General features: G+C 59.9%; 25 protein-coding genes. 12 read left to right on the top strand and 13 right to left on the bottom strand.

Annotated elements, in window-relative coordinates; all coding sequences use genetic code 11:
• Positions 1 to 77 precede the first annotated feature (77 nt).
• The 4 genes from otnC to AC07RO_RS20120 form a co-directional block, all read right to left on the bottom strand.
• A complete protein-coding gene (gene otnC / locus AC07RO_RS20135; protein WP_495086894.1) occupies positions 78 to 740 on the bottom strand; it encodes a 3-oxo-tetronate 4-phosphate decarboxylase in 663 nt (220 codons plus the stop codon).
• Positions 737 to 2029, bottom strand: coding sequence for a 3-oxo-tetronate kinase (gene otnK, locus AC07RO_RS20130; protein ID WP_495086893.1), 1293 nt, complete (start codon positions 2027 to 2029; stop codon positions 737 to 739). The genes otnC and otnK overlap by 4 nt, the downstream gene beginning before the upstream one ends.
• A 10-nt stretch (positions 2030 to 2039) precedes the next feature.
• The gene (ltnD, locus tag AC07RO_RS20125; RefSeq protein WP_495086892.1) at positions 2040 to 3062 is read right to left on the bottom strand and encodes an L-threonate dehydrogenase; all 1023 of its coding nucleotides are present in this window, start codon (positions 3060 to 3062) and stop codon (positions 2040 to 2042) included.
• A 204-nt stretch (positions 3063 to 3266) separates the two neighbouring features.
• Positions 3267 to 4094 (bottom strand): DeoR/GlpR family DNA-binding transcription regulator, encoded by an 828-nt coding sequence (locus AC07RO_RS20120; protein ID WP_346627220.1) that lies wholly within the window; start codon positions 4092 to 4094, stop codon positions 3267 to 3269.
• 379 nt (positions 4095 to 4473) lie between these two features.
• Between AC07RO_RS20120 and AC07RO_RS20115 the strand changes: the two genes are divergently transcribed.
• The gene (locus AC07RO_RS20115; RefSeq protein ID WP_192135049.1) at positions 4474 to 4860 is read left to right on the top strand and encodes an MAPEG family protein; all 387 of its coding nucleotides are present in this window, start codon (positions 4474 to 4476) and stop codon (positions 4858 to 4860) included.
• A 183-nt stretch (positions 4861 to 5043) separates the two neighbouring features.
• On the opposite strand, the gene AC07RO_RS20110 is transcribed toward AC07RO_RS20115, so the two are convergent.
• Both AC07RO_RS20110 and ligB read right to left on the bottom strand, forming a co-directional pair.
• Positions 5044 to 5463 (bottom strand): DUF1090 domain-containing protein, encoded by a 420-nt coding sequence (locus tag AC07RO_RS20110; RefSeq protein WP_192173203.1) that lies wholly within the window; start codon positions 5461 to 5463, stop codon positions 5044 to 5046.
• Between the two features lie 59 nt (positions 5464 to 5522).
• Positions 5523 to 7208 carry an NAD-dependent DNA ligase LigB gene (ligB, locus tag AC07RO_RS20105; RefSeq protein WP_495086891.1) on the bottom strand — a complete coding sequence of 562 codons (1686 nt, stop codon included), beginning with the start codon at positions 7206 to 7208 and terminating at the stop codon, positions 5523 to 5525.
• A 189-nt stretch (positions 7209 to 7397) separates the two neighbouring features.
• Between ligB and AC07RO_RS20100 the strand changes: the two genes are divergently transcribed.
• A complete protein-coding gene (locus AC07RO_RS20100; protein WP_495086890.1) occupies positions 7398 to 8018 on the top strand; it encodes a LysE family translocator in 621 nt (206 codons plus the stop codon).
• 99 nt (positions 8019 to 8117) lie between these two features.
• On the opposite strand, the gene metK is transcribed toward AC07RO_RS20100, so the two are convergent.
• Together metK and AC07RO_RS20090 are read right to left on the bottom strand one after the other, a co-directional pair.
• Complete coding sequence (gene metK / locus AC07RO_RS20095) at positions 8118 to 9308, bottom strand: methionine adenosyltransferase (RefSeq protein ID WP_065991235.1); 1191 nt, start codon at positions 9306 to 9308, stop codon at positions 8118 to 8120.
• A 17-nt stretch (positions 9309 to 9325) separates the two neighbouring features.
• A complete protein-coding gene (locus AC07RO_RS20090; RefSeq protein ID WP_192173200.1) occupies positions 9326 to 10324 on the bottom strand; it encodes an ArsR/SmtB family transcription factor in 999 nt (332 codons plus the stop codon).
• Between the two features lie 258 nt (positions 10325 to 10582).
• Here AC07RO_RS20090 and tkt point away from each other — a divergent pair, with 258 nt between their 5' ends.
• The 6 genes from tkt (at position 10583) to fba (ending at position 16805) form a co-directional block, all read left to right on the top strand.
• On the top strand, positions 10583 to 12580 hold the full coding sequence (gene tkt / locus AC07RO_RS20085; RefSeq protein WP_495086889.1) for a transketolase: 1998 nt from the start codon (positions 10583 to 10585) through the stop codon (positions 12578 to 12580).
• Between the two features lie 123 nt (positions 12581 to 12703).
• Positions 12704 to 13750 (top strand): erythrose-4-phosphate dehydrogenase, encoded by a 1047-nt coding sequence (epd, locus tag AC07RO_RS20080; RefSeq protein WP_192173198.1) that lies wholly within the window; start codon positions 12704 to 12706, stop codon positions 13748 to 13750.
• 19 nt (positions 13751 to 13769) lie between these two features.
• Complete coding sequence (locus tag AC07RO_RS20075) at positions 13770 to 14933, top strand: phosphoglycerate kinase (RefSeq protein ID WP_495086888.1); 1164 nt, start codon at positions 13770 to 13772, stop codon at positions 14931 to 14933.
• A 24-nt stretch (positions 14934 to 14957) separates the two neighbouring features.
• Positions 14958 to 15185, top strand: a complete 228-nt coding sequence (locus AC07RO_RS20070; RefSeq protein ID WP_192173196.1) for a putative periplasmic lipoprotein — start codon at positions 14958 to 14960, stop codon at positions 15183 to 15185.
• A 110-nt stretch (positions 15186 to 15295) separates the two neighbouring features.
• Positions 15296 to 15619, top strand: coding sequence for an MliC family protein (locus tag AC07RO_RS20065; RefSeq protein ID WP_065991241.1), 324 nt, complete (start codon positions 15296 to 15298; stop codon positions 15617 to 15619).
• Positions 15620 to 15740: 121 nt separating this feature from the next.
• The gene (gene fba, locus AC07RO_RS20060) at positions 15741 to 16805 is read left to right on the top strand and encodes a class II fructose-bisphosphate aldolase (RefSeq protein WP_037018967.1); all 1065 of its coding nucleotides are present in this window, start codon (positions 15741 to 15743) and stop codon (positions 16803 to 16805) included.
• A gap of 76 nt (positions 16806 to 16881) precedes the next feature.
• Here fba and AC07RO_RS20055 read toward each other — a convergent pair whose 3' ends face one another.
• From AC07RO_RS20055 to cdhC, 3 genes are all read right to left on the bottom strand, one after another.
• Positions 16882 to 17355: a thioesterase family protein gene (locus tag AC07RO_RS20055; RefSeq protein ID WP_192173195.1), complete on the bottom strand. Its 474-nt coding sequence runs from the start codon at positions 17353 to 17355 to the stop codon at positions 16882 to 16884.
• Between the two features lie 222 nt (positions 17356 to 17577).
• Complete coding sequence (locus AC07RO_RS20050) at positions 17578 to 18543, bottom strand: L-carnitine dehydrogenase (RefSeq protein WP_495086887.1); 966 nt, start codon at positions 18541 to 18543, stop codon at positions 17578 to 17580.
• Between the two features lie 139 nt (positions 18544 to 18682).
• Positions 18683 to 19570, bottom strand: a complete 888-nt coding sequence (cdhC, locus tag AC07RO_RS20045; RefSeq protein ID WP_495086886.1) for a 3-dehydrocarnitine:acetyl-CoA trimethylamine transferase CdhC — start codon at positions 19568 to 19570, stop codon at positions 18683 to 18685.
• Between the two features lie 214 nt (positions 19571 to 19784).
• Here cdhC and AC07RO_RS20040 point away from each other — a divergent pair, with 214 nt between their 5' ends.
• Positions 19785 to 20741 carry a GlxA family transcriptional regulator gene (locus AC07RO_RS20040; RefSeq protein WP_495086885.1) on the top strand — a complete coding sequence of 319 codons (957 nt, stop codon included), beginning with the start codon at positions 19785 to 19787 and terminating at the stop codon, positions 20739 to 20741.
• Positions 20742 to 20978: 237 nt separating this feature from the next.
• Here the strand turns inward: AC07RO_RS20040 and AC07RO_RS20035 are convergent, their stop codons facing one another.
• Complete coding sequence (locus AC07RO_RS20035; protein ID WP_192173191.1) at positions 20979 to 21398, bottom strand: DUF3010 family protein; 420 nt, start codon at positions 21396 to 21398, stop codon at positions 20979 to 20981.
• 47 nt (positions 21399 to 21445) lie between these two features.
• Positions 21446 to 21850 (bottom strand): lysozyme inhibitor LprI family protein, encoded by a 405-nt coding sequence (locus AC07RO_RS20030; RefSeq protein WP_463584441.1) that lies wholly within the window; start codon positions 21848 to 21850, stop codon positions 21446 to 21448.
• A gap of 329 nt (positions 21851 to 22179) precedes the next feature.
• Here AC07RO_RS20030 and AC07RO_RS20025 point away from each other — a divergent pair, with 329 nt between their 5' ends.
• Genes AC07RO_RS20025 through AC07RO_RS20015 form a run of 3 tightly spaced genes read left to right on the top strand, consistent with a single transcriptional unit; the run spans position 22180 to position 24011 of the window.
• Positions 22180 to 22668 carry an Hcp family type VI secretion system effector gene (locus AC07RO_RS20025; protein ID WP_495086884.1) on the top strand — a complete coding sequence of 163 codons (489 nt, stop codon included), beginning with the start codon at positions 22180 to 22182 and terminating at the stop codon, positions 22666 to 22668.
• A gap of 9 nt (positions 22669 to 22677) precedes the next feature.
• Complete coding sequence (locus AC07RO_RS20020; RefSeq protein WP_495009376.1) at positions 22678 to 23637, top strand: hypothetical protein; 960 nt, start codon at positions 22678 to 22680, stop codon at positions 23635 to 23637.
• The gene (locus AC07RO_RS20015; protein WP_108121072.1) at positions 23634 to 24011 is read left to right on the top strand and encodes a hypothetical protein; all 378 of its coding nucleotides are present in this window, start codon (positions 23634 to 23636) and stop codon (positions 24009 to 24011) included. The genes AC07RO_RS20020 and AC07RO_RS20015 overlap by 4 nt, the downstream gene beginning before the upstream one ends.
• Positions 24012 to 24031 lie beyond the last annotated feature (20 nt).

Genomic DNA, 24031 nt, shown 5'->3' with positions numbered 1-24031 from the left:
CCCGTTGTTATTGTTTTCCGGCGAAGCCGGTCCGCCGAAAACCGGGAGTCCGGTTTTCGATCAAAACGCCGTTGGGGTTACCAGTTCACGCCAAACGTCTGGCGCAGTTCTTCCAGAGCCGCTGCGTCCAGCGGTTCAGGTTTAGGGTTGCTCATCAGCCAGAGGCGTGCCGTCTCCTCCAGCTCTTCCAGCGCATAAGAAGCCCTGGCGACCGAGCTTTCCCAGATCACCGGGCCGAGTCGCTCGAGCATCACGCCGCGCACGCTGTTCGCCAGTTTCGCCACTTGTTCAGCGACGTTCGGCGAGCCGGGGCGCTCGTAGGCAATCAGGGGAATGTGCCCGACTTTCATCACCTGATACGGGGTGATGGGCGGGAGGATGTCGTCCGGTTTCCAGACGCCGGCCAGTGTCAGCGCGACCAGATGCGTCGAGTGGGTGTGCACCACGCCGCCGACGCTGGCATTGCGGTCGTAGACCTGACGATGCAGGGCCAGGGTCTTCGAGGGCTTGTCGCCGGAAACCCATTCGCCGGCCAGATTGACCTTGGCGATGGCGTCAGGATCAAGACGCCCCAGGCACGCGTCGGTTGGCGTGATCAGCCAGCCATCGTCGAGACGCGCGCTGATATTGCCTGCGCTGCCAACGGTGTAGCCGCGCCCGAACAGCAAGCGGCCGATGCTGCAGATTTCTTCACGCTGCTTGTTTTCGGCGCTCACTGAACTGCTGGTTACGTTGCTCATTGGGCACTTCCTGCCAGCTGCTTGAGGGCTTTGTCGAAAAAGTCGCGGCCACCGAAATTCCCGGACTTCAGCGCCAGGGCCAGAGGCATCGCGCCGCTGCTGATGGTCGCTGGAACCCCCGGGTCGATTTGCGCGCCGATCTTCAGCAGGCTCACGCCCAAGGCCTGAACGACGGCGCCGGAGGTTTCGCCGCCGGCGACGACAAAGCGCTTAACGCCCGCGTCCAGCAGTCCGCGAGCGATCTGGCCCAGTGCGTCCTCGACCAGCGCGCCGGCACGTTCGACGCCAAGTTTTTGCTGCACGGCTTTGACTTCTTCCGGGCTGCTGGTCGCGTAGATCAGCACGGTTTGCCCGGCATCGCGGGCGAACGCCAGCGCATCGGCAACAACCGGTCTGCCTTCAGCCAGTGCCAGTGGATCGATGCGCAGCGCAGGCCGGCTGGCCTCAAGCCAGGCGGCCACCTGGCCGTTGGTGGCGACCGATGCGCTGCCCGCCAGCACCACTTCACCGCCGTCGATCTGCTCAAGCTTCGCGGCATCGATATCACGCAATTTGCCCGCTTTACGGAAATTACCCGGAAGACCCAGCGCCAGACCCGAGCCACCGGTGAGCAGCGGCAGGTCGGCGCAGGCCTCGCCCAGCGTGTACAGATCAGCGTCCGACAAGGCGTCGGCAATCGCCATGACGACGCCTTCGGCACGCAGCTCGCTGATGCGTGCCCGCACGCCGTTGACGCCTTTGGCGATGCTGTCGTAACGCAACAAGCCCACCTTTTGGGTGGTTTGCGATTGCAGCACGCGTACCAGATTGGCGTCGGTCATCGGCGTCAGCGGATGGTTCTGCATGCCGCATTCGCTGAGCAATTGGTCCTGCACGAACAAGTGGCCGCGGAAAATCGTGCGACCGTTTTCCGGAAATGCCGGGCACGCCAAGGTGAAGTCGCTGTTCAGCGCCTTGAGCAGCGCCTCGCTGACCTGACCGATGTTGCCTTTGGCGGTGGAGTCGAACGTCGAGCAGTACTTAAAGAAGATCTGCTCACAGCCGCGATCACGCAGCCACTGCAGCGCGGCAAGGGATTCCTCAACCGCTTCTGCAGCCGGCGTGGTGCGGGATTTCAGCGCGATGACGATGGCGTCGGCATCCAGTTCGGCCAGGCTGTCGGCGCTCGGGATGCCAATGCTCTGCACGGTGCGCATGCCGCCGCGCACCAGCATGTTGGCCAGATCGGTGGCGCCGGTGAAGTCATCGGCGATGCAGCCCAACAGAGGGCGCGGAGTCGTGGTGCTCATCAGCGTCATCTCAGTTGTTTTCAGGCTTGGCGGTCGGCAGTTCGATGCCTGGGAAAATCTTGATCACGGCGGAGTCATCCTCACGGCCAAAGCCTGCGGTGGAGGCCTGCATGAACATCTGGTGGGCGGTGGACGACAGCGGCAGCGGGAATTTGCTGGCGCGGGCGGTATCCAGCACCAGGCCAAGGTCTTTGACGAAGATGTCCACGGCCGACAGCGGCGTGTAGTCCGCCTTGAGGATGTGCGGCACGCGGTTCTCGAACATCCACGAGTTACCGGCGCTGTTGGTGATCACTTCGTACAGCGCGTCCGCGTCGACGCCTTCGCGCAGGCCCAGGGCCATGGCTTCGGCGCTGGCGGCGATGTGTACCCCGGCCAGCAACTGATTGATGATTTTGACTTTGGAGCCCAGGCCGTGGACGTCGCCCAGGCGATAGACTTTGCCGGCCATGCCGTTGAGGATCGCGTCGGCCTTGGCGTAGGAATCAGCCGGGCCGGAGGTCATCATCGTCATTTCACCCGCAGCCGCTTTGGCCGCGCCACCGGAGATCGGAGCGTCGAGGTAAAGCAGGCCTTTTTCGGTGAGGCGTTGACCCAGTTCGATGGCGAAGGTCGGTGCGACCGTGGCGCAACCGATGATCAGGCTGCCCGGGCGCAAGGCGGCGACTGCGCCGTTGTCGCCGAACAATACGGTTTCGGTCTGCTCGGCGTTGACCACGACGGTGATGATCACGTCGCAGGCAGCGGCCATGCTCGCAGGAGATTCACAGGCAACGCCGCCTTCGCTGGCGAATTGCTCGGTCACGGCGGCGCGCACGTCACAGGCATGAACGTTGAAGCCGCTGCGCAGTAAGGAGCGCGCAATGCCCAGGCCCATCGCACCCAGACCAATGATGCCGACATTCTTGTTATTCATGAATCTCTCCTCGAGTGAGTGCCGAAGTTCATCAGCACTCGAACGGTGTTTGTTCTGATCTGTTAAAGATAGTGAACCTGTGATCGGATAATGTGAAGTGCTTTTTTGAGTTAACAAAAATTAACATCAGCCTGATCGGGCACAAAAAAGCCCTGGCTGGCTGCCAAGGCTTGGGTGCACGGTATTGGGTGGGATGTCTCTGTCAGCACGTAAATTGTGGGAGCGAGCTTGCTCGCAAAGCAGCAGGAGCATCCACCGCATCTTCAGCGGCTGAAAGACCGCTTCGCGAGCAAGCTCACTCCCACACCAGGGATGTCAGCCTCAGGAGAGCACGACCTTACCCACTGACGCCAACATCAATTCAACCCCAAGCCCGCGAATGCTGTCGGCTGCGCCGTGGGCGAGGCGGTCATCGCTGATGATCGTGTCGAATTGCTCCAAGCCTGCAACCTTGTACATGCCGAACGTGCCGTATTTCGTGCTGGTCGTCAGCAACACCGTGCGCGACGCCGACTGCATGGCCGCTTGCTTGACCTCAACCTTCAACGCGGAAGGCGTGGTCGTGCCGCGCTGCAGGTCCCATGAGCTGGTGGACATGAACGCCACATCGGTTGCCAATTGACGCAGCGTCGCGGCGGCCAGCCCGCCGACACAGGACCGGTTCGGATGATCCAGCAGCCCGCCGGTGTGAATCACATCCACATGGGTCGCATCGGCGAGTGCATTGACCACGCCGAAGTCGTTGGTCACCACCGTCATGCCCGCCAGCGCGACGATGTGCGGGACGATTTCCAGCGTGCTGGTGCCGGCGTCCAGGTACACGGTCATTTCCGGGTGCAGCAGGCTGGCGGCCAGTTTCGCCATCGCTTGTTTGTGCGGCAACTCGACCACCGCTTTGGACTGGTGACTGGGCTCGCTGTGAACCTGACTGGCGATGCGCACCCCGCCGGTCACCGAATAGGCGCGGCCACTTTGCTCAAGCAGCGCGATGTCGCGGCGAACGGTCATGTGCGAGCAGTCGAACATTTCCATGAGCTGATGCACGCTCAGCACCTGATGCTTGCGCAACTGACGCAGCATCAACTCCCGACGCTGATCGGGAATCATCGGCGCTGCGCCACTGAGGGTGGCGTCTTCTTCGCTGGACATGCAGGCTCCTGGGCAACGAGATACAGCCGACGTCGGCTGGGAGGCTGGCATCTTAGCCAATCGGGACGGCTGTGGCAGTAATGGCGAATAATCAGTGCGGCGTTACGCTCATTTAACTGACTGAATGCGATGTTTAGTGGGACCGGCTTTAGCCGGGAAGGGGCCGGTGTGTGCGCATCAAATTTGCGGTGTGGCGGGTGACGCCTTCCCGGCTAAAGCCGGTCCCACTATGGGGGCACGATGGCCCACTGGAGGCGTGTGATTCCTGTAACGCTTTCAGGCATGCAGGACCTGAAAGAACCTTTCGCCAGGCTGCAGTTCTTAGGCTGTAGAGGGGCATCGTTCTAATGAAGCTCAAATTCTAAAAAAGGATGTGGTTATGACCGTTGCTTTTTGGTGCGTGTTGATCGTGATTCTCTTGCCGATAGGGTGCGCTGGCATTGCCAAGTTCAGCAGCGGCAAATTCAGTGCACGGCACAATCATGATCCCCGGGACTTTCTCGACCGCCTCGAAGGTCTCCCGCGGCGCGCCCACAACGCGCAGCTCAATAGTTTTGAAGCGATTCCAGGGTTTGCCGCTGGCGTGATCATTGCCCACGTTGCCGGCGTGGCGCAGTTGGTGACGATCGACGTGCTCGCCGTGCTGTTCGTGACGAGTCGCCTGCTCTACATCATCTTCTATCTGGCGGATCTCGCGACGTTGCGCTCGCTGGCCTGGATCGTTGGGTTGGGGTTGGTGATCGCGCTGTTTGGCGTTTCAGTTTGATCGCTCAACGGTCCTGACACTGCGCGGTCAGCTGGCGGACACAGTCACTGTGGGAGGGAGCTTGCTCCCGAAGAGGTCGTGACATCCGTTAAACATTCAGCGGCTGAAATATCGTCTTCGCGAGCAAGGTGGAGCGCCACCCCGCTCACTCCTACAGATCAAGACTAAAGCGAGCCCACGTGCTTATTCGTCATCCTCGTCGGGCTGCACCTTCTCCAGCTTTTCCTGCTCGTCCTGCAGTTCTTTGCGCGATTCGGCCAGCTTGTCTTTACGCTTGTCGATCTTCTCCGGATCGCCCTTGCTCATGGCTTTGTTCAGGTCCGCCTGGCGACGGCTGACTTCGCGCTTGGCATCCAGCACCTTTTGTTCCTGCTGCTTGACCAGGTCGACGTCGTTGCAGTTGGCGTTCAGCTCGCTCAAGGCTTTTTGCAACCCGGCCTGTTGATTGGTATTGCCTGCGGCCTTGGCGTTTTCTATCTGAGTGCTGATGTCCTGGCGCTTGGCGGCGCATCCGGACGGTTCCGGCGCTTGGTCGGCCGCAAACACGGGCGCGGCCAGAAACCCGCACGCGGTGAATGCAAAAAGGGATGACAGGAATTTCATGAATACTCCTTGAACACAAATAGCCGCACGCTCGACGCAATCATGCGGCCCTAAAAATACTAAAAACCATCGATGCCTTCGTCCCGCAGTTGGCGACTTAACGCCTGCACCTGCGGGTCTTGAAAAAATGCATATAGCTGCTTCGCACGGCCCGAGCCAATGCCGGGCTCGGCCTGCCAGTCCTTGACGCTGCGCGAGGCCAGCGCCGCCCAGGAATCACCCAGATCAACGCCCGTGGTCGGAGGTAAACCGATGGCTTTAAGCCAGACAACAAACGGCTTCTCACGCGCGGCCTTAAAACTTGCCAGCAGTTTAGCGCTGCTGCGCTCGCCCAGGCCGGGAATGTTAGCAAGCTGTGCACCGTCGAGGGTCATCCAGTCCAGCAAACCGTTCAATTGCCCGGCCTGAATCAACTTGTCCCACGTGCCCGGTCCTACGCCGCTGAGCGCCACGCCCTTCTTCCCGCTCAGCCATTTAAGTCGTTCACGGAACTGGCTTTCGCAGCCCTCGATGGGCTGCCAGCAACTCAGTGGATGGAAATCCTCCGCTCTCGGAATATTCAGCGGAGCGCGCTCAACGCTGCGCGACACCACCTCATCCAGACGCGGGATCGTCAGCCCGGCGAGGCTGATCCCGACCTGATCGCCGGGCCGAATGTCCATTTCCTGCCAGCGCTTCAGCGAACCGACGCTGATGCGGGCGATCATTCGGTCATCCAGGCGCACTGGTTCTATGTCCAGCACGGGCGTGATTTTGCCCCTGCGCCCGATATTGAAATGAACCTTGCGCACCTCGGCCAGCGCCTGTGCGAACGGGTACTTCCATGCCGCGATCCAGTAAGGCGCTTTCGCTTGCCAGCGCTCGGCCGATGGGCGCTCGCCCTGCCGGATGACCACGCCATCGGTGGCAAACGGCAGCGGCGAGCGGTACCAGTGCTCTCGCCAGTTCTTTGCCTGAGTGAAACCCTTCAGCGGCTCACTGAAGCGTGCGCTGTCCTCGAAACCCATGGCTCTCAAGCCGGCCAGTCGCTCGTTCATCCCCGTCGGACCTTCCGGCCAGTCCCAGACGAACAAGCCGATCTGCGCGCCTTCCTCCTCGCTGATCGCGTGACGCGCCAACAAGCCGGCCACTTTGCTGCGAGCGTTCAGACTGCCGGCGTCCGCCTGAACGTGATCTGTCAGCTTCCAATACAGCTCGCCCTGGAGGATCACGGTCTTTTCCCACGCGAGATGGCGAGGAATCGCCTCGATCTGGTGGGCATGCCCCGTCCAGTCCTGGCCGAAAACGCCGTCGCCCCGGCTGATGGCACTCACCAGTTTGCCGTCGACGTAAACCAGCGTGACGGCCACGCCATCCACTTTTGGCTGAATCCACAGATCGCTTCGGTCTTCAAGCCACGCTTGAACGGCGGCCTCGCCCTGCAATTTTGTCAGGCCGGTGTGCGGGATGGGATGTGCGACAGGACCGCGAGAGGTTTTCAGCGGATTGGAGGGCGCCGCCGAAGTAGCGGCGAAACAACCGCGCAGATCGGCGAGGCGCTGAACGGATTGGTCATACAGCTCGTCGGCCACCAGAGAAACGCCTTGGCGGTGATAACTGTCGTCCCACTGGGTGATCTGGCTTTGCAGCGCCAGGATCTCGCTTCGGGCTTTGGCCGGTGGCCAGTCGGGGCAGGAGGCGGCATTGGCAGCGATGGAAACGAGGGCGATTAAAGCGCAGGTTATAGCGCGGAGGAGGGGGAGCATCGGAGCGTCCTTGCCGGGGGAGGGACTGCAAGGCTAGGTTTTCCCGATGGGCGTTTCATCGCGCCGTGGTTACCGCGTTTGTCTCGCACCGATACAGCCAGCCCCTGATTCCCCGCCCAGCTGTGCCTTGAGCCGCGCGCCCACGAGTGCAAAATGATGTTTCACCCGGCTACTGGAAGAGGCACTGCCATGGACCTGTCGACCCTCGCTGTATTCATCCCCGCCTGTTTCGCCCTGAACATGGCGCCGGGGCCGAACAACCTGCTCTCCATCAGCAACGCCTCACGTTATGGATTTGGCCGCGCCTGCACTGGCGGGCTAGGTCGGTTGCTGGCATTCGCGATCATGATTGCGCTGGCCGCAGTCGGGCTTACGGCTGTGCTGCATACGTCCGAGTGGCTGTTTCATACGATCAAGATTGTAGGGGCGGCGTATCTGTTCTATCTGGCGTTACAACTGTGGCGAGCGCCATGCGAGGCGCACGATGTCGAAGCAGGCGAGCAGGCTGGCGTGACGAGGCTGGCGCGCCAGGAATTTCTGGTCGCCATCGGCAATCCCAAAGCCATTCTGTTGTTCACGGCGTTTCTGCCGCAATTCGTCGACCGTACCGGCGTTGTCACCACTCAATTCGCACAATTGGGCGCGATGTTTCTGGCGCTCGAATGTATTGCCATCGCGTTGTACAGCGTGATGGGCGTGCATGCGCGTCGCCTGTTTGCGAAGCCCAGTGGCAAGCGGGTGTTTAACCGGGTGTGTGCGGGGTTGTTGGCGAGTGCGGCGTCGTTTTTGCTGGTGGCGCGTAGGGTGTGATTGTTTCCGCAGCCCGAATGCAAAAGCCCCTGACGACTCACATCGCCAGGGGCTTTTCTTTTTACCGGATGCCGCTAAGCGCAATGCACCCGGCGGGTATTACAAACCGGCAGCAGCGCGCAAGGCGTCGGCGCGGTCGGTTTTTTCCCAGGTGAACGTGGTGAAGGTATCGTCGCCCACGGTCTTGGTTTGCGGCGTGCGGCCGAAGTGGCCGTAGGCTGCGGTTTCCTGGTACATCGGGTGCAGCAGGTCGAGCATGGTGGTGATCGCGTACGGACGCAGGTCGAAGTGCTCGCGGACCAGCTGGACGATCTTGTCGTCGCTGATCTTGCCGGTGCCGAAGGTGTTCAGCGAGATCGACGTAGGCTGTGCAACGCCAATGGCGTAGGACACCTGAATCTCGCAGCGCTCGGCCAGGCCGGCAGCGACGATGTTCTTGGCGACATAACGGCCAGCGTACGCAGCCGAGCGATCGACCTTCGATGGATCTTTACCGGAGAACGCGCCGCCGCCGTGACGGGCCATGCCGCCGTAGCTGTCGACGATGATCTTGCGACCGGTCAGACCGCAGTCACCCACCGGGCCGCCGATGATGAACTGGCCAGTCGGATTGATGTGGAACTGAGTGTCCTTGTGCAGCAGTTCAGCCGGCAGCACGTGCTTGACGATCAGCTCCATCACGCCTTCGCGCAGATCTTTGTAGGACACTTCCGGGTTGTGCTGGGTCGACAGCACAACGGCGTCGATGCCCACCACGATGCCGTTTTCATAGCGGCACGTGACCTGGGATTTCGCGTCCGGGCGCAACCACGGCAGCAGGCCGGATTTACGGGCTTCGGCCTGGCGGTGTACCAGCTGGTGCGAGAACGCGATCGGCGCAGGCATCAGCTCGGCGGTTTCGTTGCTGGCGTAGCCGAACATCAGGCCCTGGTCGCCAGCGCCCTGATCTTCAGGTTTTGCGCGGTCGACACCCTGGTTGATGTCAGGGGACTGCTTACCGATGATGTTCATCACGCTGCAGGTCGCACCGTCGAAACCGACGTTGGAGCTGGTGTAGCCGATCTCGCAGATCACGTCACGAACGATCTGCTCCAGGTCGACCCACGCGGTCGTGGTGACTTCGCCGGCAACAATGGCCACACCGGTCTTGACCAGGGTTTCCACGGCGACGCGCGCCTGCTTGTCCTGGGCAATGATGGCGTCCAGCACCGCATCGGAGATCTGGTCGGCGATTTTGTCCGGATGTCCTTCAGACACGGACTCGGAGGTGAAAAGGGAGTATTCGCTCATCTCGACGGTTTTCCTGATTAGTACCGATGGTGAGTGTTGCCAGCCGGTCGCTGAAAATGGCGGACCTGGATCTGGAAACCATTACGTAAGCCTATGTACAGGCTTTCCCCGGGGACCAGCCCCGCAGCGATGGCCCAACGGGCCAGATCTTCCTGTTCGAAGCCTAACCAGAGATCGCCACAGGCCTCCTTGGCCCAGCTCTGGTCATGACTGCACAACTCTGTCACCAGCAGGCTACCGCCCGGTTGCAACAGGTTGGCCAAATGTTTGAGCGCTTCGGCGGGCGCGGCGAAATGGTGCAGCACCATATTCAAGACCACGCAGTTGCCGGAGATATTAGCGTTGGTCAGTGCATCGGCCAGTTTCAGCTCGACGTTAACCAGCGACTTCTGCGTGCAGATCTTGCGCGCCAGATCGAGCATTTCCGGGCTGTTGTCCAGGCCCGTCACCTGTCGGAAACGCCGCGCCAGATCCGGCAGAAAACCGCCATCGCCCGGCCCCACTTCTATCGCCGTGGCATCGGCGGGGAAGCTCAGCTTGTCCAGTAACGACAGCAGGCTGTCGCGGTACTGCGGCAGTCCTGCGATCAGGTCCTGCTGGGCCCGAAATTTCTCGGCAGTGCGTGCGAAGAAATCCTGACTGGCATTGGCCCGCTGGCGATGCACCAGCCCGATCCGGGTCTGTACATCATCGGGCAGGCGCAGGTTATCGGCTTCTTCAAGCAGCGCTGCGTGCAGCTTGCCGCCGGTGTGTTCGGTGTGGGGCAGGGCGCGTCGATAGAAGATCGCGTTGCCTTCACGCCGCGTCGCCACCAGGTCTGCCTGAGCCAAGACCTTGAGGTGGTGGCTCATGCCAGACTGACCGATCGCAAAAATCTGCGCCAGCTCCAGTACGCCGAAGGAATCGTTCGACAGCGCGCGCAAGACATTCAGCCGCAGCGGATCGCCGCCGGCTTTGCACAGGGCAGCCAGCTCGTCGCATTCATCATGGCTAATGGCAGGCACGCGAAGATTCATAAGGCAGGCAGTCTAGTTATCGACCGGGGCTGTCGCAAGGGCAATATCAAAAAGTTTTGATATTGCTCGATCAGTGGCGGCACCCCGGCGCCGTGATTCTGCCGTTTGCCGTCGCCTGTTGGGTGCGGTGTACGAAAACACGTCAGCGGCAGAGGAAAACACCGATGGTGTGTGATCTGTCATTGCCCCCGGAGGGTGCCTGAGGGAAAATGGCCGCCTTTTTCCGGTCCCACTTTTATCTGCCCCAGGAGATCAGCGATGCCAAGCCGTCGTGAGCGAGCCAATGCCATTCGTGCCCTCAGCATGGATGCCGTGCAAAAGGCCAATAGCGGCCACCCGGGTGCCCCGATGGGCATGGCGGATATCGCTGAAGTGCTTTGGCGCGATTATCTGAAGCACAACCCAGCCAATCCCATGTTTGCTGACCGCGACCGGTTCATCCTGTCCAACGGTCACGGCTCGATGCTGATCTACTCGCTGCTGCACCTGACCGGTTACGACCTGTCCATCGACGACTTGAAAAACTTCCGTCAGCTGCACAGCCGCACGCCGGGCCATCCGGAATACGGCTACACCCCGGGGGTTGAGACCACCACCGGCCCACTGGGTCAGGGTTTCGCCAACGCCGTCGGTTTTGCGGTTGCCGAGAAAACGCTGGCTGCCCAGTTCAACCGTCCAGGCCACAACATCGTCAACCACCACACCTACGTGTTCATGGGTGATGGCTGCATGATGGAAGGCATCTCCCACGAAGTCGCTTCCCTGGCCGGTACGCTGCGCCTGAACAAGCTGGTCGCGTTCTACGACGACAACGGGATTTCCATCGACGGCGAAGTCGAAGGCTGGTTCACCGACGACACCCCGAAGCGCTTCGAGTCCTACGGCTGGCTGGTCATCCGTAACGTCGACGGCCATGACGCCGACGAGATCAAAACCGCCATCGACACCGCTCACAAGAGCGACAAGCCGACACTGATCTGCTGCAAGACCACCATCGGTTTCGGTTCGCCGAACAAGCAGGGCAAGGAAGACTGCCACGGCGCTCCGCTGGGCGCCGAAGAAATCGCCCTGACCCGCGCTGCGTTGAAGTGGACTCATGGCCCATTCGAAATCCCGGCCGACATCTACAGCGAGTGGAACGCCAAGGAAAAAGGCCTGGCCGCCGAAGCCGAATGGGATCAGCGCTTTGCTGCCTATTCCGCTGCCTTCCCGACCGAAGCCAACGAGCTGATCCGCCGCATGAGCGGTGAATTGCCTGCTGACTTCGCCGAGAAATCCGCCGCGTACGTCGCTGAAGTCAACGCCAAGGGCGAAACCATCGCCAGCCGCAAGGCCAGCCAGAACGCGTTGAGCGCCTTCGGTCCGCTGCTGCCTGAGTTCCTCGGCGGCTCGGCTGACCTGGCAGGTTCCAACCTGACCATCTGGAAAGGTTGCCGCAGCATCACCGGCGAAGACGCCACCGGCAACTACCTGCACTATGGTGTTCGTGAGTTCGGCATGGGCGCCATCATGAACGGTATCGCCCTGCACGGCGGCTTCGTGCCGTACGGCGCGACCTTCCTGATCTTCATGGAATACGCCCGCAACGCCGTGCGCATGTCTTCGTTGATGAAGAAACGCATCATCTATGTGTTCACCCACGACTCCATCGGTCTGGGCGAAGACGGCCCGACTCACCAGCCGATCGAGCAGCTGACCAGCTTGCGCACCACGCCGAACCTGGACTGCTGGCGCCCGGCCGATGCCGTGGAATCCGCCATCGCCTGGAAACACGCCATTGAACGTGATGACGGCCCGTCTGCGCTGATCTTCTCCCGTCAGAACCTGCAACATCAGGCGCGTGATGCCGAGCAGCTGGAAAACATCAACCGCGGTGGTTACGTGCTGCGCGACTGCAGCGGCGAGCCGGATCTGATCCTGATCGCCACCGGTTCCGAAGTCGGCCTGGCTGTTCAGGCATACGACAAGCTCACCGCAGACGGCAAGAACGTGCGTGTGGTTTCCATGCCATGCACCAGCGTTTTCGAAACCCAGAGCGCCGACTACAAGCAGTCGGTTCTGCCGCTGGAAGTCAGCGCGCGTATCGCCATCGAAGCTGCTCACGCCGACTACTGGTACAAATACGTGGGCCTGGAAGGTCGCGTCATCGGCATGACCACCTTCGGCGAGTCGGCACCTGCCAACCTGCTGTTCGAAGAGTTCGGCTTCACGCTGGAGAACGTTCTGTCCACGGCTGAAGAGCTGCTGGAAGACTAAGCACCATCGCGTTGCCCTTGTAGGCGCGTGGCTTGTTATGCGATCTGCTGCCTGTAACTGGCAGGTCGCGGGAGAGCCGCGCGCCTGCAGGTTCTCTGTACCACTCAAGATGTTGAGAACCCCATGCCTCAGCCACGCCCTTATAAAGTCGCCCTCAATGGTTACGGTCGTATCGGCCGCTGCGTGCTGCGCGCGCTGTGCGAGCGAGGTGCGAAAGCGGGCTTTGAAGTGGTGGCAATCAATGACCTGGCCGACATGGCCAGTCTCGAATACCTCACGCGCTTTGACTCCACACACGGCCGGTTTCCCGGCGAAGTGCGGGTCGAAGGCGATTTTCTGCACATCAACGATCACGTCATCAAAGTGTTTCGCAGCGCGACGCCGGAAGGCATCGACTGGGGCTCCCTCGACGTGGATCTGGTGCTCGAATGCTCCGGCGTCTACAACACGCGGGCTGACGGCGAGCGCTTTCTTTCAGCGCGCGCGCCACGGGTGTTGTTCTCCCAGCCCATGGCCAGTGAAGCCGACGTTGACGCCACCATCGTCTACGGCATCAATCAGGAAGCCCTGACGGGCGATGAGCGGCTGGTGTCTGCCGCGTCGTGCACCACCAATTGCAGCGTGCCACTGCTCGACCTGCTGAACCGCGAGTTGGGTCTCGAATACGTAACCATCACCACGATTCACTCGGCGATGAACGATCAGCCGGTGATCGACGCCTATCATCATGAAGATCTGCGCCGCACGCGTTCGGCTTTTCAGTCGATCATCCCGGTGTCCACTGGTCTGGCGCGCGGCATCGAGCGGCTGCTTCCGGAACTTGCCGGCCGAATTCAGGCCAAAGCAGTTCGTGTGCCGACGGTGAACGTCTCGTGCCTGGACATCACGCTGCAGGTCGCCCGTGATACCGATGCCGTCGAGATCAACCGCATCCTGCGCGAGGCCGCCACCCGCGGCCCGCTGAAGGGACTGCTGGCGTATACCGAATTGCCGCATGCCAGTTGCGATTTCAACCACGACCCGCACTCGGCCATCATTGATGCCAGCCAGACGCGGGTCTCGGGCCCCAGGCTGGTGAACATCCTGGCCTGGTTCGACAATGAGTGGGGTTTTGCCAATCGCATGCTGGATGTCGCCGATCACTACCTGCACACCATTCATAAACAATAGTAAAAACAGGGAATGCCTCATGACCGTGTTGAAGATGACCGACCTCGATCTGCAAGGTAAGCGTGTACTGATCCGCGAAGACCTCAACGTTCCGGTCAAAGACGGCGTGGTGACCAGCGATGCCCGCATTCTCGCGTCGCTGCCCACCATCAAGCTGGCGCTGGAGAAAGGCGCAGCCGTCATGGTCTGCTCGCACCTGGGTCGCCCCACCGAGGGTGAGTTTTCTGCCGAGAACAGCCTCAAGCCGGTTGCTGACTACCTGAGCAAGGCGCTCGGTCGTGAAGTGCCGCTGGTCACGGAGTACCTGGACGGTGTCGACGTCAAGGCGGGCGATATCGTGCTGTTCGAGAACGTGCGCTTCAACAAGGGCGAAAAGAAGAACGCTGACGAGCTGGCGCAGAAGTACGCCGCTTTGTGTGATGCGTTCGTGATGGACGCCTTCGGCACCGCCCACCGTGCGGAAGGCTCGACCCACGGCGTGGCCAAGTTCGCCAAAATCGCCGCGGCCGGTCCTTTGCTGGCAGCCGAGTTGGACGCGCTGGGCAAGGCCCTCGGCAATCCGGCCCAACCAATGGCGGCCATCGTGGCCGGCTCCAAGGTCTCCACCAAACTGGACGTGCTCAACAGCCTGAGCCAGAAGTGCAATCAGCTGATCGTCGGCGGTGGCCTCGCCAATACTTTCCTGGCAGCGGCAGGTCATCCGGTTGGCAAATCCTTGTACGAGCCTGACCTGCTTGAGACCGCTAAAGCCATCGCCGCCAAGGTCAGCGTGCCTTTGCCGGTGGACGTGGTGGTTGCCAAACAATTCGCCGCCGATGCGGAAGCGACCGTCAAGCTGATCGCCGATGTGGCCGAGGACGACATGATCCTCGACATCGGTCCTCAAACAGCTGCGCACTTCGCCGAACTGCTGAAATCTTCCAAGACTATTCTCTGGAACGGCCCGGTCGGCGTATTCGAGTTCGATCAGTTCGGCGAAGGCACCAAGACGCTGGCTCACGCAATCGCTGAGAGCTCTGCTTTCTCGATCGCAGGCGGCGGCGATACGTTGGCCGCCATCGACAAATACGGTGTAGGCGACAAAATCTCCTATATCTCTACAGGCGGTGGTGCGTTCCTCGAGTTCGTCGAGGGCAAGGTTCTGCCTGCTGTGGAAGTTCTGGAACAACGCGCCAAGGCCTGACCGGCCAAGGTGAAGGGGAGTGAAATGGTCAAGCCATTACCGCTGTTGATCATGGCGGGTTTGCTGGTCGGCTGCGCAAGCAAGCCTGAAGCGGAGACGGCGTCCAGCGCGGCACCGGGATTGCTTCAGGTCAGCTGCTATCAGGCGGGCTGGCAGGCGGAAACCGTACCGATCGTTTACAAGCGTGGCGGGCCTGAGGTCTGGGAAAAATACGAATTCATGCCTGCCATGGGACCAGTCCCCTGTCACTGATTTTCAGTCGACCACTGATTCTCAGCTGACGGTGCGCCGGAATACAGGAACAGCATTGCCCCTGCCATGATCGACATCCGTCGCGCGATGCAGGCGATTCAGGAGTAGTAATGAAAGGCTTGTTAGCCCTTGCGACACTGATGCTGCTGAGCGGTTGCGCCAGCATGAAGGCTTCGGAACCGGCAGCCCCCTGGACCCATTGGGTCTGCGACAGCAAAGCCGAGATTTTCTGGAAGTACGCCGATGCCGCTAAGAAAGAGGTCGATGTACGCCTCAATCAGAGCGAGCAGGTATTCCGTCTGCAAGCGTCGCCCGGAGCTTCCGGCGCGCTCTACAGTAACGGCGTGCTGGCGTTCGACAACAAAGGCAGCGAAGGCCTGGTCTACTGGGACGCTACCAACGATTTGATCGGTCGTGGCTGCAAGGCGCCGTAAAGGGCCGAGCAGTTCGAGCGAGGCTGCACCGGGACGATGACTGAGCAATCGACCCCTATAATTTGAATAGCCGCCAATACGGCACGCACGATTAACGACCCCACCGGGAGAGAGACAGACAATGGCACTTATCAGCATGCGCCAGATGTTGGACCACGCAGCCGAATTCGGTTACGGCGTCCCTGCATTCAACGTGAATAACCTGGAACAAATGCGCGCCATTATGGAAGCGGCCGACAAGACCGATTCTCCGGTGATCGTTCAGGCTTCGGCCGGTGCGCGCAAATACGCTGGCGCCCCGTTCCTGCGCCACCTGATCCTGGCGGCAATCGAAGAATTCCCGCACATCCCGGTGGTCATGCACCAGGACCACGGCACCAGTCCGGCCATCTGCCAACGTTCCATCCAGCTGGGCTTCAGCTCGGTCATGATGGACGGTTCGCTGCGCGAAGACGGCAAAAGCCCTGCGGACTACGAGTACAACGTTCGCGTGACGCAGGAAACCGTCGCCATGGCTCACGCCTGCGGCGTTTCGGTTGAGGGCGAACTGGGCGTTCTGGGTTCGCTGGAAACCGGCATGGCCGGTGAAGAAGACGGCGTCGGCGCAGAAGGCATGCTGGATCACAGCCAGATGTTGACCGACCCGGAAGAAGCAGCTGATTTCGTCAAGAAAACCCAGGTCGATGCCTTGGCCATCGCCATTGGCACCAGCCACGGCGCTTACAAGTTCACCAAGCCGCCTACCGGCGACATTCTGGCGATCGAGCGCATCAAAGAAATCCACAAGCGCATCCCGAACACCCACCTGGTGATGCACGGTTCTTCTTCCGTTCCGCAGGAATGGCTGAAAATCATCAACGAGTTCGGCGGCGACATCAAAGAAACCTACGGCGTGCCGGTCGAAGAAATCGTTGAAGGCATCAAGCACGGCGTGCGCAAGGTCAACATCGACACCGACCTGCGTCTGGCGTCCACCGGTGCCATCCGCGAGTTTATGGCGAAAAACCCGAGCGAGTTCGACCCACGCAAGTACCTGGCAAAAACTGTATCGGCCATGCGCGACGTGTGTATCGCCCGTTACGAAGCATTCGGCACCGCCGGCAACGCCTCCAAGATCAAGCCGATCTCTCTGGAGAAGATGTTCGAGCGTTATGCCAAGGGCGAGCTGAACGCCAAAGTGAACTGATCGTTTTCTGATCGATTTGCAGCAATGAAGAAGCCCGCAGCGATGCGGGCTTTTTTGTGGCTGTGATTCGCGAAGGTTATTTCGGCAGTCCGATGACTCGGCCGACATACATTGGGTCAGGCTGGTCACGCTGTGCTTCAGTAAACAATCGCAACGCCTGCAGTGACGTTTCGCTGAACGGCGCCGACTTCGGCCCGGCGGCCAGATCCACATGCAACAGCATCTGCTCGCTCGCTGCCAACTCGACATCCCCTTCTGCTTTGTAAAGCCCGTGATAAAGCTGCACCCGCTTGCGGTCGTGTCCGATGATTTGCGTACGCACTTCCACCACTTCCCCGAGCTTCACTTCGTGCAGGAAGTTGATATGTGCTTCGAGCGTGAACAGCGAGTGGCCGCTCGCATCCCGATCGTCACTGGCGAGGCCGATTCGGTCCATGAAGGCGTCTGTGGCGAAGCTGAAAATCAGCAAATAAAAAGCATCGCGGAGGTGACCGTTGTAGTCGACCCAATCGGCGAGGACCGGGGTTTTGAAGGTAATGAGCGCTGGCATAGGATTCCCATGGCTGAAATCTTGTTGAGCTGAACGGGCCTATTCGTGAGCAAGCTCACTTCCACAGGTCTTGCGTGAACCAATGCAGGACCGGCTTTAGCCGGGAAGACGGCAAGCGCCACCGCGAAATTTCGGGTGCACATCAGAACAGTATTTCCCGATCCCCTGTAGAAGCGAGCTTGCTCGCGAAGGCCCCAGTTCAGACGATAGGGCACTGGCGTATCAGTCCTCAAACGCCATCCCATGCTTGGCCTTGGTGGTTTTCACCGCTTCAATCACCGCCAGCAGGCAGTCATCGCGATACCGCTCCAGCGCCGCAATGCTGTGGCTACCGAGCTGATCCGAGGTGCCATCAACCACGTCATCGATCAACTTGTCGGTCAGCTCGGGCGCCGGGAGATAGGTCCACGGCAACTGCAGCGCCGGGCCGAATTGCGCCATGAAGTGGCGCATGCCCGCATCGCCGCCGGCCAGGGTGTACGTCAGAAAGGTGCCCATGAACGACCAGCGCAGACCGGCGCCGAATCGGATCGCGTCGTCGATTTCGCCTGTGGTCGCCACGCCATCGTTGACCAGATGCAGCGCCTCACGCCATAACGCTTCCAGCAAGCGATCCGCAATAAAACCAGGGACTTCCTTGCGCACATGCAGAGGGCGCATGCCGAGTGATGCATAGACCTGAATCGCTGCCTGCACCGCTTCTGGCGCAGTGTTTTTGCCGCCGACCACTTCCACCAGTGGCAGCAGATAAACCGGGTTGAACGGATGACCCACCACGCAGCGTTCCGGGTGGGTGGCGTTCTCGTAAAACTCCGATGGCAGCAGGCCGGAGGTGCTGGAACCAATGATCGCGTCAGGCTTGGCCGCCGCGCTGATCTTGCTGTGCAGATCCAGCTTGAGGTCAAGACGCTCCGGGGCGCTTTCCTGAATGAAGTCGGCGTCGCGAACGCACTCTTCGATGGTGTCGACGAAGCGCAGGCGTTCCTGGGAGGCGCCCGAAGCTAGGCCTTTTTGTTCAAGGGCCGGCCATGCGTTGGCGACGCGTTTGCGCAGCGCCGCTTCTGCTCCCGGCGCCGGGTCCCAAGCCACGACATCCAGGCCGTGAGCCAGCGCGCGCGCCACCCAACCGCTGCCAATGACACCGCTGCCCAAGGCCGCGAAGGTTTTGATGGTGGTGATGAAGTTCATGTCGGTTACTCGAAAAAGTGTCGAAGCCCTTGTGGGAGTGAGCTTGCTCGCGATAGCTATTTATACGGTGCGGCATGTGTGACTGACACACCGTCATCGCGAGCAAGCTCATTCCTGCACGGTAGGATTTGTGGAGGGATCAAAACCGCTTCTTCAGCCCCATCTTTACGCGGCCCTCTGCGGGAGTCAGAACCCGGGCGCCCAGTCGGCTGAGGATTTCGCTGGCCCGCTCGACCAGTGCGCCGTTGCTGGCGAGCACACCTTTATCGAGCCAGATGTTGTCCTCCAGACCGACCCGCACGTTGCCGCCGAGCAATACCGCCTGCGCAGCCATCGGCATTTGCATGCGGCCGATACCAAAGGCGGCCCACACCGCATCGGCGGGCAAGTTGTCGACCATGGCTTTCATCGTGGTGGTGTTCGCCGGCGCGCCCCACGGAATACCCAGGCATAGCTGAAACAGCGGGTTGTCGAGCAAGCCTTCTTTCATCATCTGCTTGGCAAACCACAGGTGGCCGGTGTCAAAAATCTCCAGCTCCGCTTTTACCCCCAGCTCTTGAATACGCTTGGCCCCGGCCCGCAGTTGCGCGGGCGTGGACACGTAAATGGTGTCGCCATCGCCAAAGTTGAGGGTGCCGCAATCCAGCGTGCAGATTTCCGGCAGCAGCGCTTCAACGTGCGCCAGCCGGGTCAGCGGACCGACCAGATCGATGCCGGGGCCGAAATCGGTCGGACGTTCGCCCGGGCCGATTTCCAGATCGCCGCCCATGCCCGCAGTCAGGTTGACGATGATGTCGATGTCGGCTTCACGGATGCGGTCCATGGTTTCGCGGTACAGCTCGACGTCACGGCTGAACTTGCCAGTCTGAGGATCGCGCACATGACAGTGCACGACTGTCGCACCAGCCTTGGCGGCCTCGACTGCGGCGGCGGCAATCTGCTTGGGCGTGATCGGGACCAGGTGGCTTTTTCCGGTCGTGTCGCCAGCACCGGTCAGTGCGCAGGTGATGATGACGTCGTGATTCATGGGTGAGGTTCCTTGCAGGCCAGGCAGTGACGCGGACATTTGCATTCCGCTTTTGAGGTGCAAAGCTACGCAGCGGCGAACCCCTCAAAACGCACAGCGGCGACACGGTCTTGCACAGCAGCGACCTGTGCTGTTGCTGCCCATCGGCAAGAGGTGTATTTGATGATCGGGCTCAGGACGCCCTATCCCGCAAATCCCAAGGAACGCGCCAACGATGTCCCAGGATTTCTACTTTCTGCTCATGCCCGGCTTTTCGATGATGGGCTTCGTCTCGGCGCTGGAGCCTTTGCGCGTCGCCAATCGCTTCGGTGGCGAGCTGTTTCGCTGGCACATCCTGAGCGTCGACGGCGGTCCCGTGATTGCCAGCAACGGCATGTCGGTGAACGCCGACGCGGCGCTTGAGCCACTGAAAAAGGGTGCGACCCTGTGGGTGATGGGCAGCGTCGATCCGCTGAAGTTTTACACCGGCACGCTGGAACACTGGCTGCGTCGGCTGGACCTGGAAGGCGTGGTTCTAGGGGCGATCGACACCGGCAGTTTCGTGCTCGCCCAAGCCGGTTTGTTGGAGGGCTATCGCCTGACCCTGCACTGGGAGGCCCTGGACGCCTTCAAGGAAACCTACCCCCGGCTGCAAGCAACACAGGAATTGTTCGAGATCGACCGGCGCTGCATTACGTCGGCCGGCGGCACGGCCTCCATCGACATGATGCTCGACCTGATCGGGCAGGCGCATGGCCCGGACATGGCGATCAAGGTCTCCGAGCAGTTCGTCCTTGGGCGCATACGCCAGCGCAAAGACCACCAGCGCATGCAGATCGCCACGCGCTACGGCATCAACAACAAAAAACTGGTTCAGGTGATTGGCGTCATGGAGCAGCACACCGAGCCGCCGCTGAGCACGCTGGAACTGGCCGAGGGGATTCAGGTGACGCGGCGTCAGTTGGAACGGCTCTTTCGCCTGCACCTGAACGACACGCCGAGCAACTTCTACCTCGGCCTGCGGCTGGAAAAAGCCAGGCAACTGCTGCGCCAGAGCGATATGAGCGTGTTGGAAGTCAGCATCGCCTGCGGGTTTGAATCGCCGTCGTATTTCACCCGCAGCTACAGGGCGAGATTTGTGCTGTGCCCGAGGGAGGATCGAGGGCGCGCGCGCGAGGTGAAGGCTGTTTGATGCTCAATTATGGTGAATTATAGTCGCGACTATAATTCGGTATAAATGACCCGGCGGGCGGCTTTCGTCTTCTTCAGGCTCCGGCTCGTTCAGCAGGACCGGCTTCAGCCGGGAATAGGCCCGGTTGAGCACCCTCAGTTTAAGGTGGTGGCGCCTGACGCCTTCCCGGCTAAAGCCGGTCCTACAGTCGGTTTAACCCCGGCCCACCACCGAGCAAGCGATCGGGTGCAGACCTTTCTACTTGGTCTTCATCAGCGCCGAACACGCCGCTTTGTACGCCTCGTGCTGATACTTGTTCAGTGCTGCGGGCAGTTCAAAGCTGTGCTTCTTCATCTGAGCATTAATGGTCTGGGGCGACAGCAGGATGACGTCGCAGTCTTCCAGCAGCTGAAAGATGGTCTCGATCTTGAACGTTGTCGGGCCGCCGGCGAACTCGCCTTTCTTGCTGCGCTTTTTGATGGCGATATGACCAATGCCGTTATCACGCACGAACGCCTCGATCTGGCGGGCGAACGCTTTCACGTTGACGGCTTCATCGTCGTCTTCGAGTGCGATCTTTTTGGTCGGCAGTGGGATGTGTTCGAGCGCGCCAGATGCGCGAGTGGCGACAGCGAAGATGGCCTCGCTGCCTTTGATTTCTACGCCGCAGATGTTCATGTGCCTACCTTGAGCTCGGGAAGGGCGCAAGGGTAGCGCATTCGGGATCACTCAGACTGCGCGACGGTGTCCAAATACTCCGATCGTTCGTCGCTGGCGCGGGTCAGGCAATCGTTCTGATCGATATTGAATTCCTTGGTACCCGGTTTGGCGGGGAACACTTCCACTGCGCAGTCCGCGTCACGCAGTTTTTTCCAGGCTTCCTGAGCCGCCTTGAGTTTGGTGGCGAATTCCTCGGCCTGGGCCTTATTCGCCCCGAACTGCGTCTGCACGCGCTCAAGCACGTTCTGCACATTCTCGATCAGCAACTTCTCCGCCGTGTCGCGGGTGTATACCGAGCACTCAAGCGTCTGCTGATCTTCTTCAAGGCCCTCACAGGGGTCGGCGGCCGGAGTGGCTGCTGCGTGTGCGCCTGTCGCGAATAGAGCCAGAGCCAGAAACATGGTTTTCATTAGGGCTTTCCGAGTCAGAGATGGATTGGATTCTCGCCCAAGCGCGAGGCAATGAACAGGTATCAAATGCGGTAACCGTCCGGACGCCGTTAGTCGGCGTCGCTTGTTGACGGTTTCGACACTTTTCCAGCCGTTTTAGCTCGCGATGCTTGGCCTTTTGATGCGTCAAGAAGGGAGATTTGTCGAATCTCCACTGGGTAAAAGAACCGTCCTACGGAAAAGTCTGAAATTTTCCATCAGGGTTTTTGTAGCGAGTTTCTTTGGGTAGGATCCAATCCGCGCCGTTAACCGGCACACGCAAATAACCCAGCAACTCAGGGAGAGAACTCATGGCGCTCGACGCATTTATCCAATTCGACGGCATCCCGGGTGAGAGCCTCGACGACCAGCACAAGAACTGGATTGAAATCCTCGGCTATAACTTCGGTACCCATCAGAGCGCATCGGCGACCGCAACCTCGGCGGGTGGCGCCTCGTCGGGCCGGACCACTGTCACCACATTCAACTTTTCCAAGTTCCTTGATTCGGCAAGCGCCAAACTGATGCAAGCGAGCTGCGCAGGCCAGCATTTCAAAAAAGTAACCATCGCGGTGCACCGCGCTGGCGGCGAAAAGCTCAAGTACTTTGAGATCGTGCTAGAGGAAGTGATCATTTCTGACTACAGCCACAGTGCCACCGACGGCGTGCCCCGCGAAGTGGTGCAGCTCGATTACGGACGTATCAAAACCAACTACGTTCAGCAGCGTCGTGGCGATGGTGGTGGGGGCGGCAACGTGACGGGTGGCTGGGACCGTATCAAAAACACGATTTACGCGTGAGGGTCGTCTATGTCGCGGCCTTACAGCTTCATCAATGATCAGATGCAGACCTATTTTTCTATCAAGGCAAAACTGCCCTTGGGACGCCGCGCGGCTGATAAATTCGATGTGCTTAATGCCCACATCCGCAATTCCACCGTAGCGGCGGGAGAAATCGTCATCGTCCCCGATGATCTAACCTCTGCGTGTACGTCTGAAGAAGCCGAACTCATGAGGCTTGCTACGATGACCCATCAGGGCCTCATCGATAACGACGCAGGAGGCGACGACTTCATCGTGGCCAACCACGAACTCATCACGCGGCTACTTGGCAATACCTCAATCGGTATCGGAATGGCTGCTGACGCTTGGGAAAAGCATCTGGAGCAGATCAAGACCACGCTCGACAGCATCGATGCCCTGCATAAGCAACACATGGCCTCGGGAACCCTGATCGAACGAAATCTGTTCTATACCAAACGCCGCCAGCTTTTCGACAAACTCGAAAAGCTGCTGAAAGGCTTTCTTAGTCTGGGAGCAGGACTGCGGAACACAGGCTCAATCCGGCGAATGCTGGGGATCTCAACTAAAAGCTACCTGCACACTGGCGAGATCAGACACTACGCCGAAAAAACGAGCGGCATTGCCAAAGCGGCGAAGCTAATAAAAAGAGGAGCTTATGTGGGGATAGTTCTCGATACAGCTTCGACGGCGGTTGATATCAAGACGGCTTGCTCGACGGGCCGGGAGGATGAGTGTACGAAGGCGAAGTATGTTGAGGGGAGTAAGCTGGTTGGTAATTTGGGGGGCGCTGCGGCCGGCGCGGGAGTGGCTACTGTGATTTGCGTTACCGGGTTGGGGCTTACAACAGGTCCGGGTGCACTCGCCTGCGGTGTCATCACTGCTGGGATATTGGGTTGGTTGGGGGGCGAGATAGGAGGTAAGGGAGGCGAGATGACGGGCGAGTTACTCTATGAGGTCTCTCAATGAAAGATATCGTACCTGGCCTAGTTGCAACTTCGATAATGATCCCTGGAATCCTGAACTTATTGGTGCTGCTATTCATCACCTGGTGGGTAAGGGACGAGGTGGACAGCCGTCTTTCTCGATGTTCCATAATTGTAGATATCAAGGCCACTTTTGGTGGCTTGGGATTTATCGGAGATGTCTATAGGGTAGGCACTGTGGCGTGTATCTTAATTTTCCCTAAGCTGTTCCTCAAGCGAGGAGTCATTGATGTTCGGCAGGTAGTGGACTTTCCAAAAAAATGGAAACTATTGATCGTGGTGCCGTTTTTTCTAAATATCATTTTTTTTACGGCCATGTTGGTGTTTCGTGCCTGGCTCTACTTTTATGATTTCTAACGACTTCATATGCTTTGAAG

This window comes from Pseudomonas sp. GW821-FHT07F05 (assembly GCF_059418765.1).
This window is presented reverse-complemented; position numbering and strand designations above follow the sequence as displayed.

Coding starts and splice junctions, on each gene's coding strand:
- otnC (WP_495086894.1), bottom strand. CDS start 740: ATGAGCAACGTAACCAGCAGTTCAGTGAGCGCCGAAAACAAGCAGCGT.
- otnK (WP_495086893.1), bottom strand. CDS start 2,029: ATGAGCACCACGACTCCGCGCCCTCTGTTGGGCTGCATCGCCGATGAC.
- AC07RO_RS20120 (WP_346627220.1), bottom strand. CDS start 4,094: ATGTCCAGCGAAGAAGACGCCACCCTCAGTGGCGCAGCGCCGATGATT.
- AC07RO_RS20115 (WP_192135049.1), top strand. CDS start 4,474: ATGACCGTTGCTTTTTGGTGCGTGTTGATCGTGATTCTCTTGCCGATA.
- AC07RO_RS20110 (WP_192173203.1), bottom strand. CDS start 5,463: ATGAAATTCCTGTCATCCCTTTTTGCATTCACCGCGTGCGGGTTTCTG.
- ligB (WP_495086891.1), bottom strand. CDS start 7,208: ATGCTCCCCCTCCTCCGCGCTATAACCTGCGCTTTAATCGCCCTCGTT.
- AC07RO_RS20100 (WP_495086890.1), top strand. CDS start 7,398: ATGGACCTGTCGACCCTCGCTGTATTCATCCCCGCCTGTTTCGCCCTG.
- metK (WP_065991235.1), bottom strand. CDS start 9,308: ATGAGCGAATACTCCCTTTTCACCTCCGAGTCCGTGTCTGAAGGACAT.
- AC07RO_RS20090 (WP_192173200.1), bottom strand. CDS start 10,324: ATGAATCTTCGCGTGCCTGCCATTAGCCATGATGAATGCGACGAGCTG.
- tkt (WP_495086889.1), top strand. CDS start 10,583: ATGCCAAGCCGTCGTGAGCGAGCCAATGCCATTCGTGCCCTCAGCATG.
- epd (WP_192173198.1), top strand. CDS start 12,704: ATGCCTCAGCCACGCCCTTATAAAGTCGCCCTCAATGGTTACGGTCGT.
- AC07RO_RS20075 (WP_495086888.1), top strand. CDS start 13,770: ATGACCGTGTTGAAGATGACCGACCTCGATCTGCAAGGTAAGCGTGTA.
- AC07RO_RS20070 (WP_192173196.1), top strand. CDS start 14,958: ATGGTCAAGCCATTACCGCTGTTGATCATGGCGGGTTTGCTGGTCGGC.
- AC07RO_RS20065 (WP_065991241.1), top strand. CDS start 15,296: ATGAAAGGCTTGTTAGCCCTTGCGACACTGATGCTGCTGAGCGGTTGC.
- fba (WP_037018967.1), top strand. CDS start 15,741: ATGGCACTTATCAGCATGCGCCAGATGTTGGACCACGCAGCCGAATTC.
- AC07RO_RS20055 (WP_192173195.1), bottom strand. CDS start 17,355: ATGCCAGCGCTCATTACCTTCAAAACCCCGGTCCTCGCCGATTGGGTC.
- AC07RO_RS20050 (WP_495086887.1), bottom strand. CDS start 18,543: ATGAACTTCATCACCACCATCAAAACCTTCGCGGCCTTGGGCAGCGGT.
- cdhC (WP_495086886.1), bottom strand. CDS start 19,570: ATGAATCACGACGTCATCATCACCTGCGCACTGACCGGTGCTGGCGAC.
- AC07RO_RS20040 (WP_495086885.1), top strand. CDS start 19,785: ATGTCCCAGGATTTCTACTTTCTGCTCATGCCCGGCTTTTCGATGATG.
- AC07RO_RS20035 (WP_192173191.1), bottom strand. CDS start 21,398: ATGAACATCTGCGGCGTAGAAATCAAAGGCAGCGAGGCCATCTTCGCT.
- AC07RO_RS20030 (WP_463584441.1), bottom strand. CDS start 21,850: ATGAAAACCATGTTTCTGGCTCTGGCTCTATTCGCGACAGGCGCACAC.
- AC07RO_RS20025 (WP_495086884.1), top strand. CDS start 22,180: ATGGCGCTCGACGCATTTATCCAATTCGACGGCATCCCGGGTGAGAGC.
- AC07RO_RS20020 (WP_495009376.1), top strand. CDS start 22,678: ATGTCGCGGCCTTACAGCTTCATCAATGATCAGATGCAGACCTATTTT.
- AC07RO_RS20015 (WP_108121072.1), top strand. CDS start 23,634: ATGAAAGATATCGTACCTGGCCTAGTTGCAACTTCGATAATGATCCCT.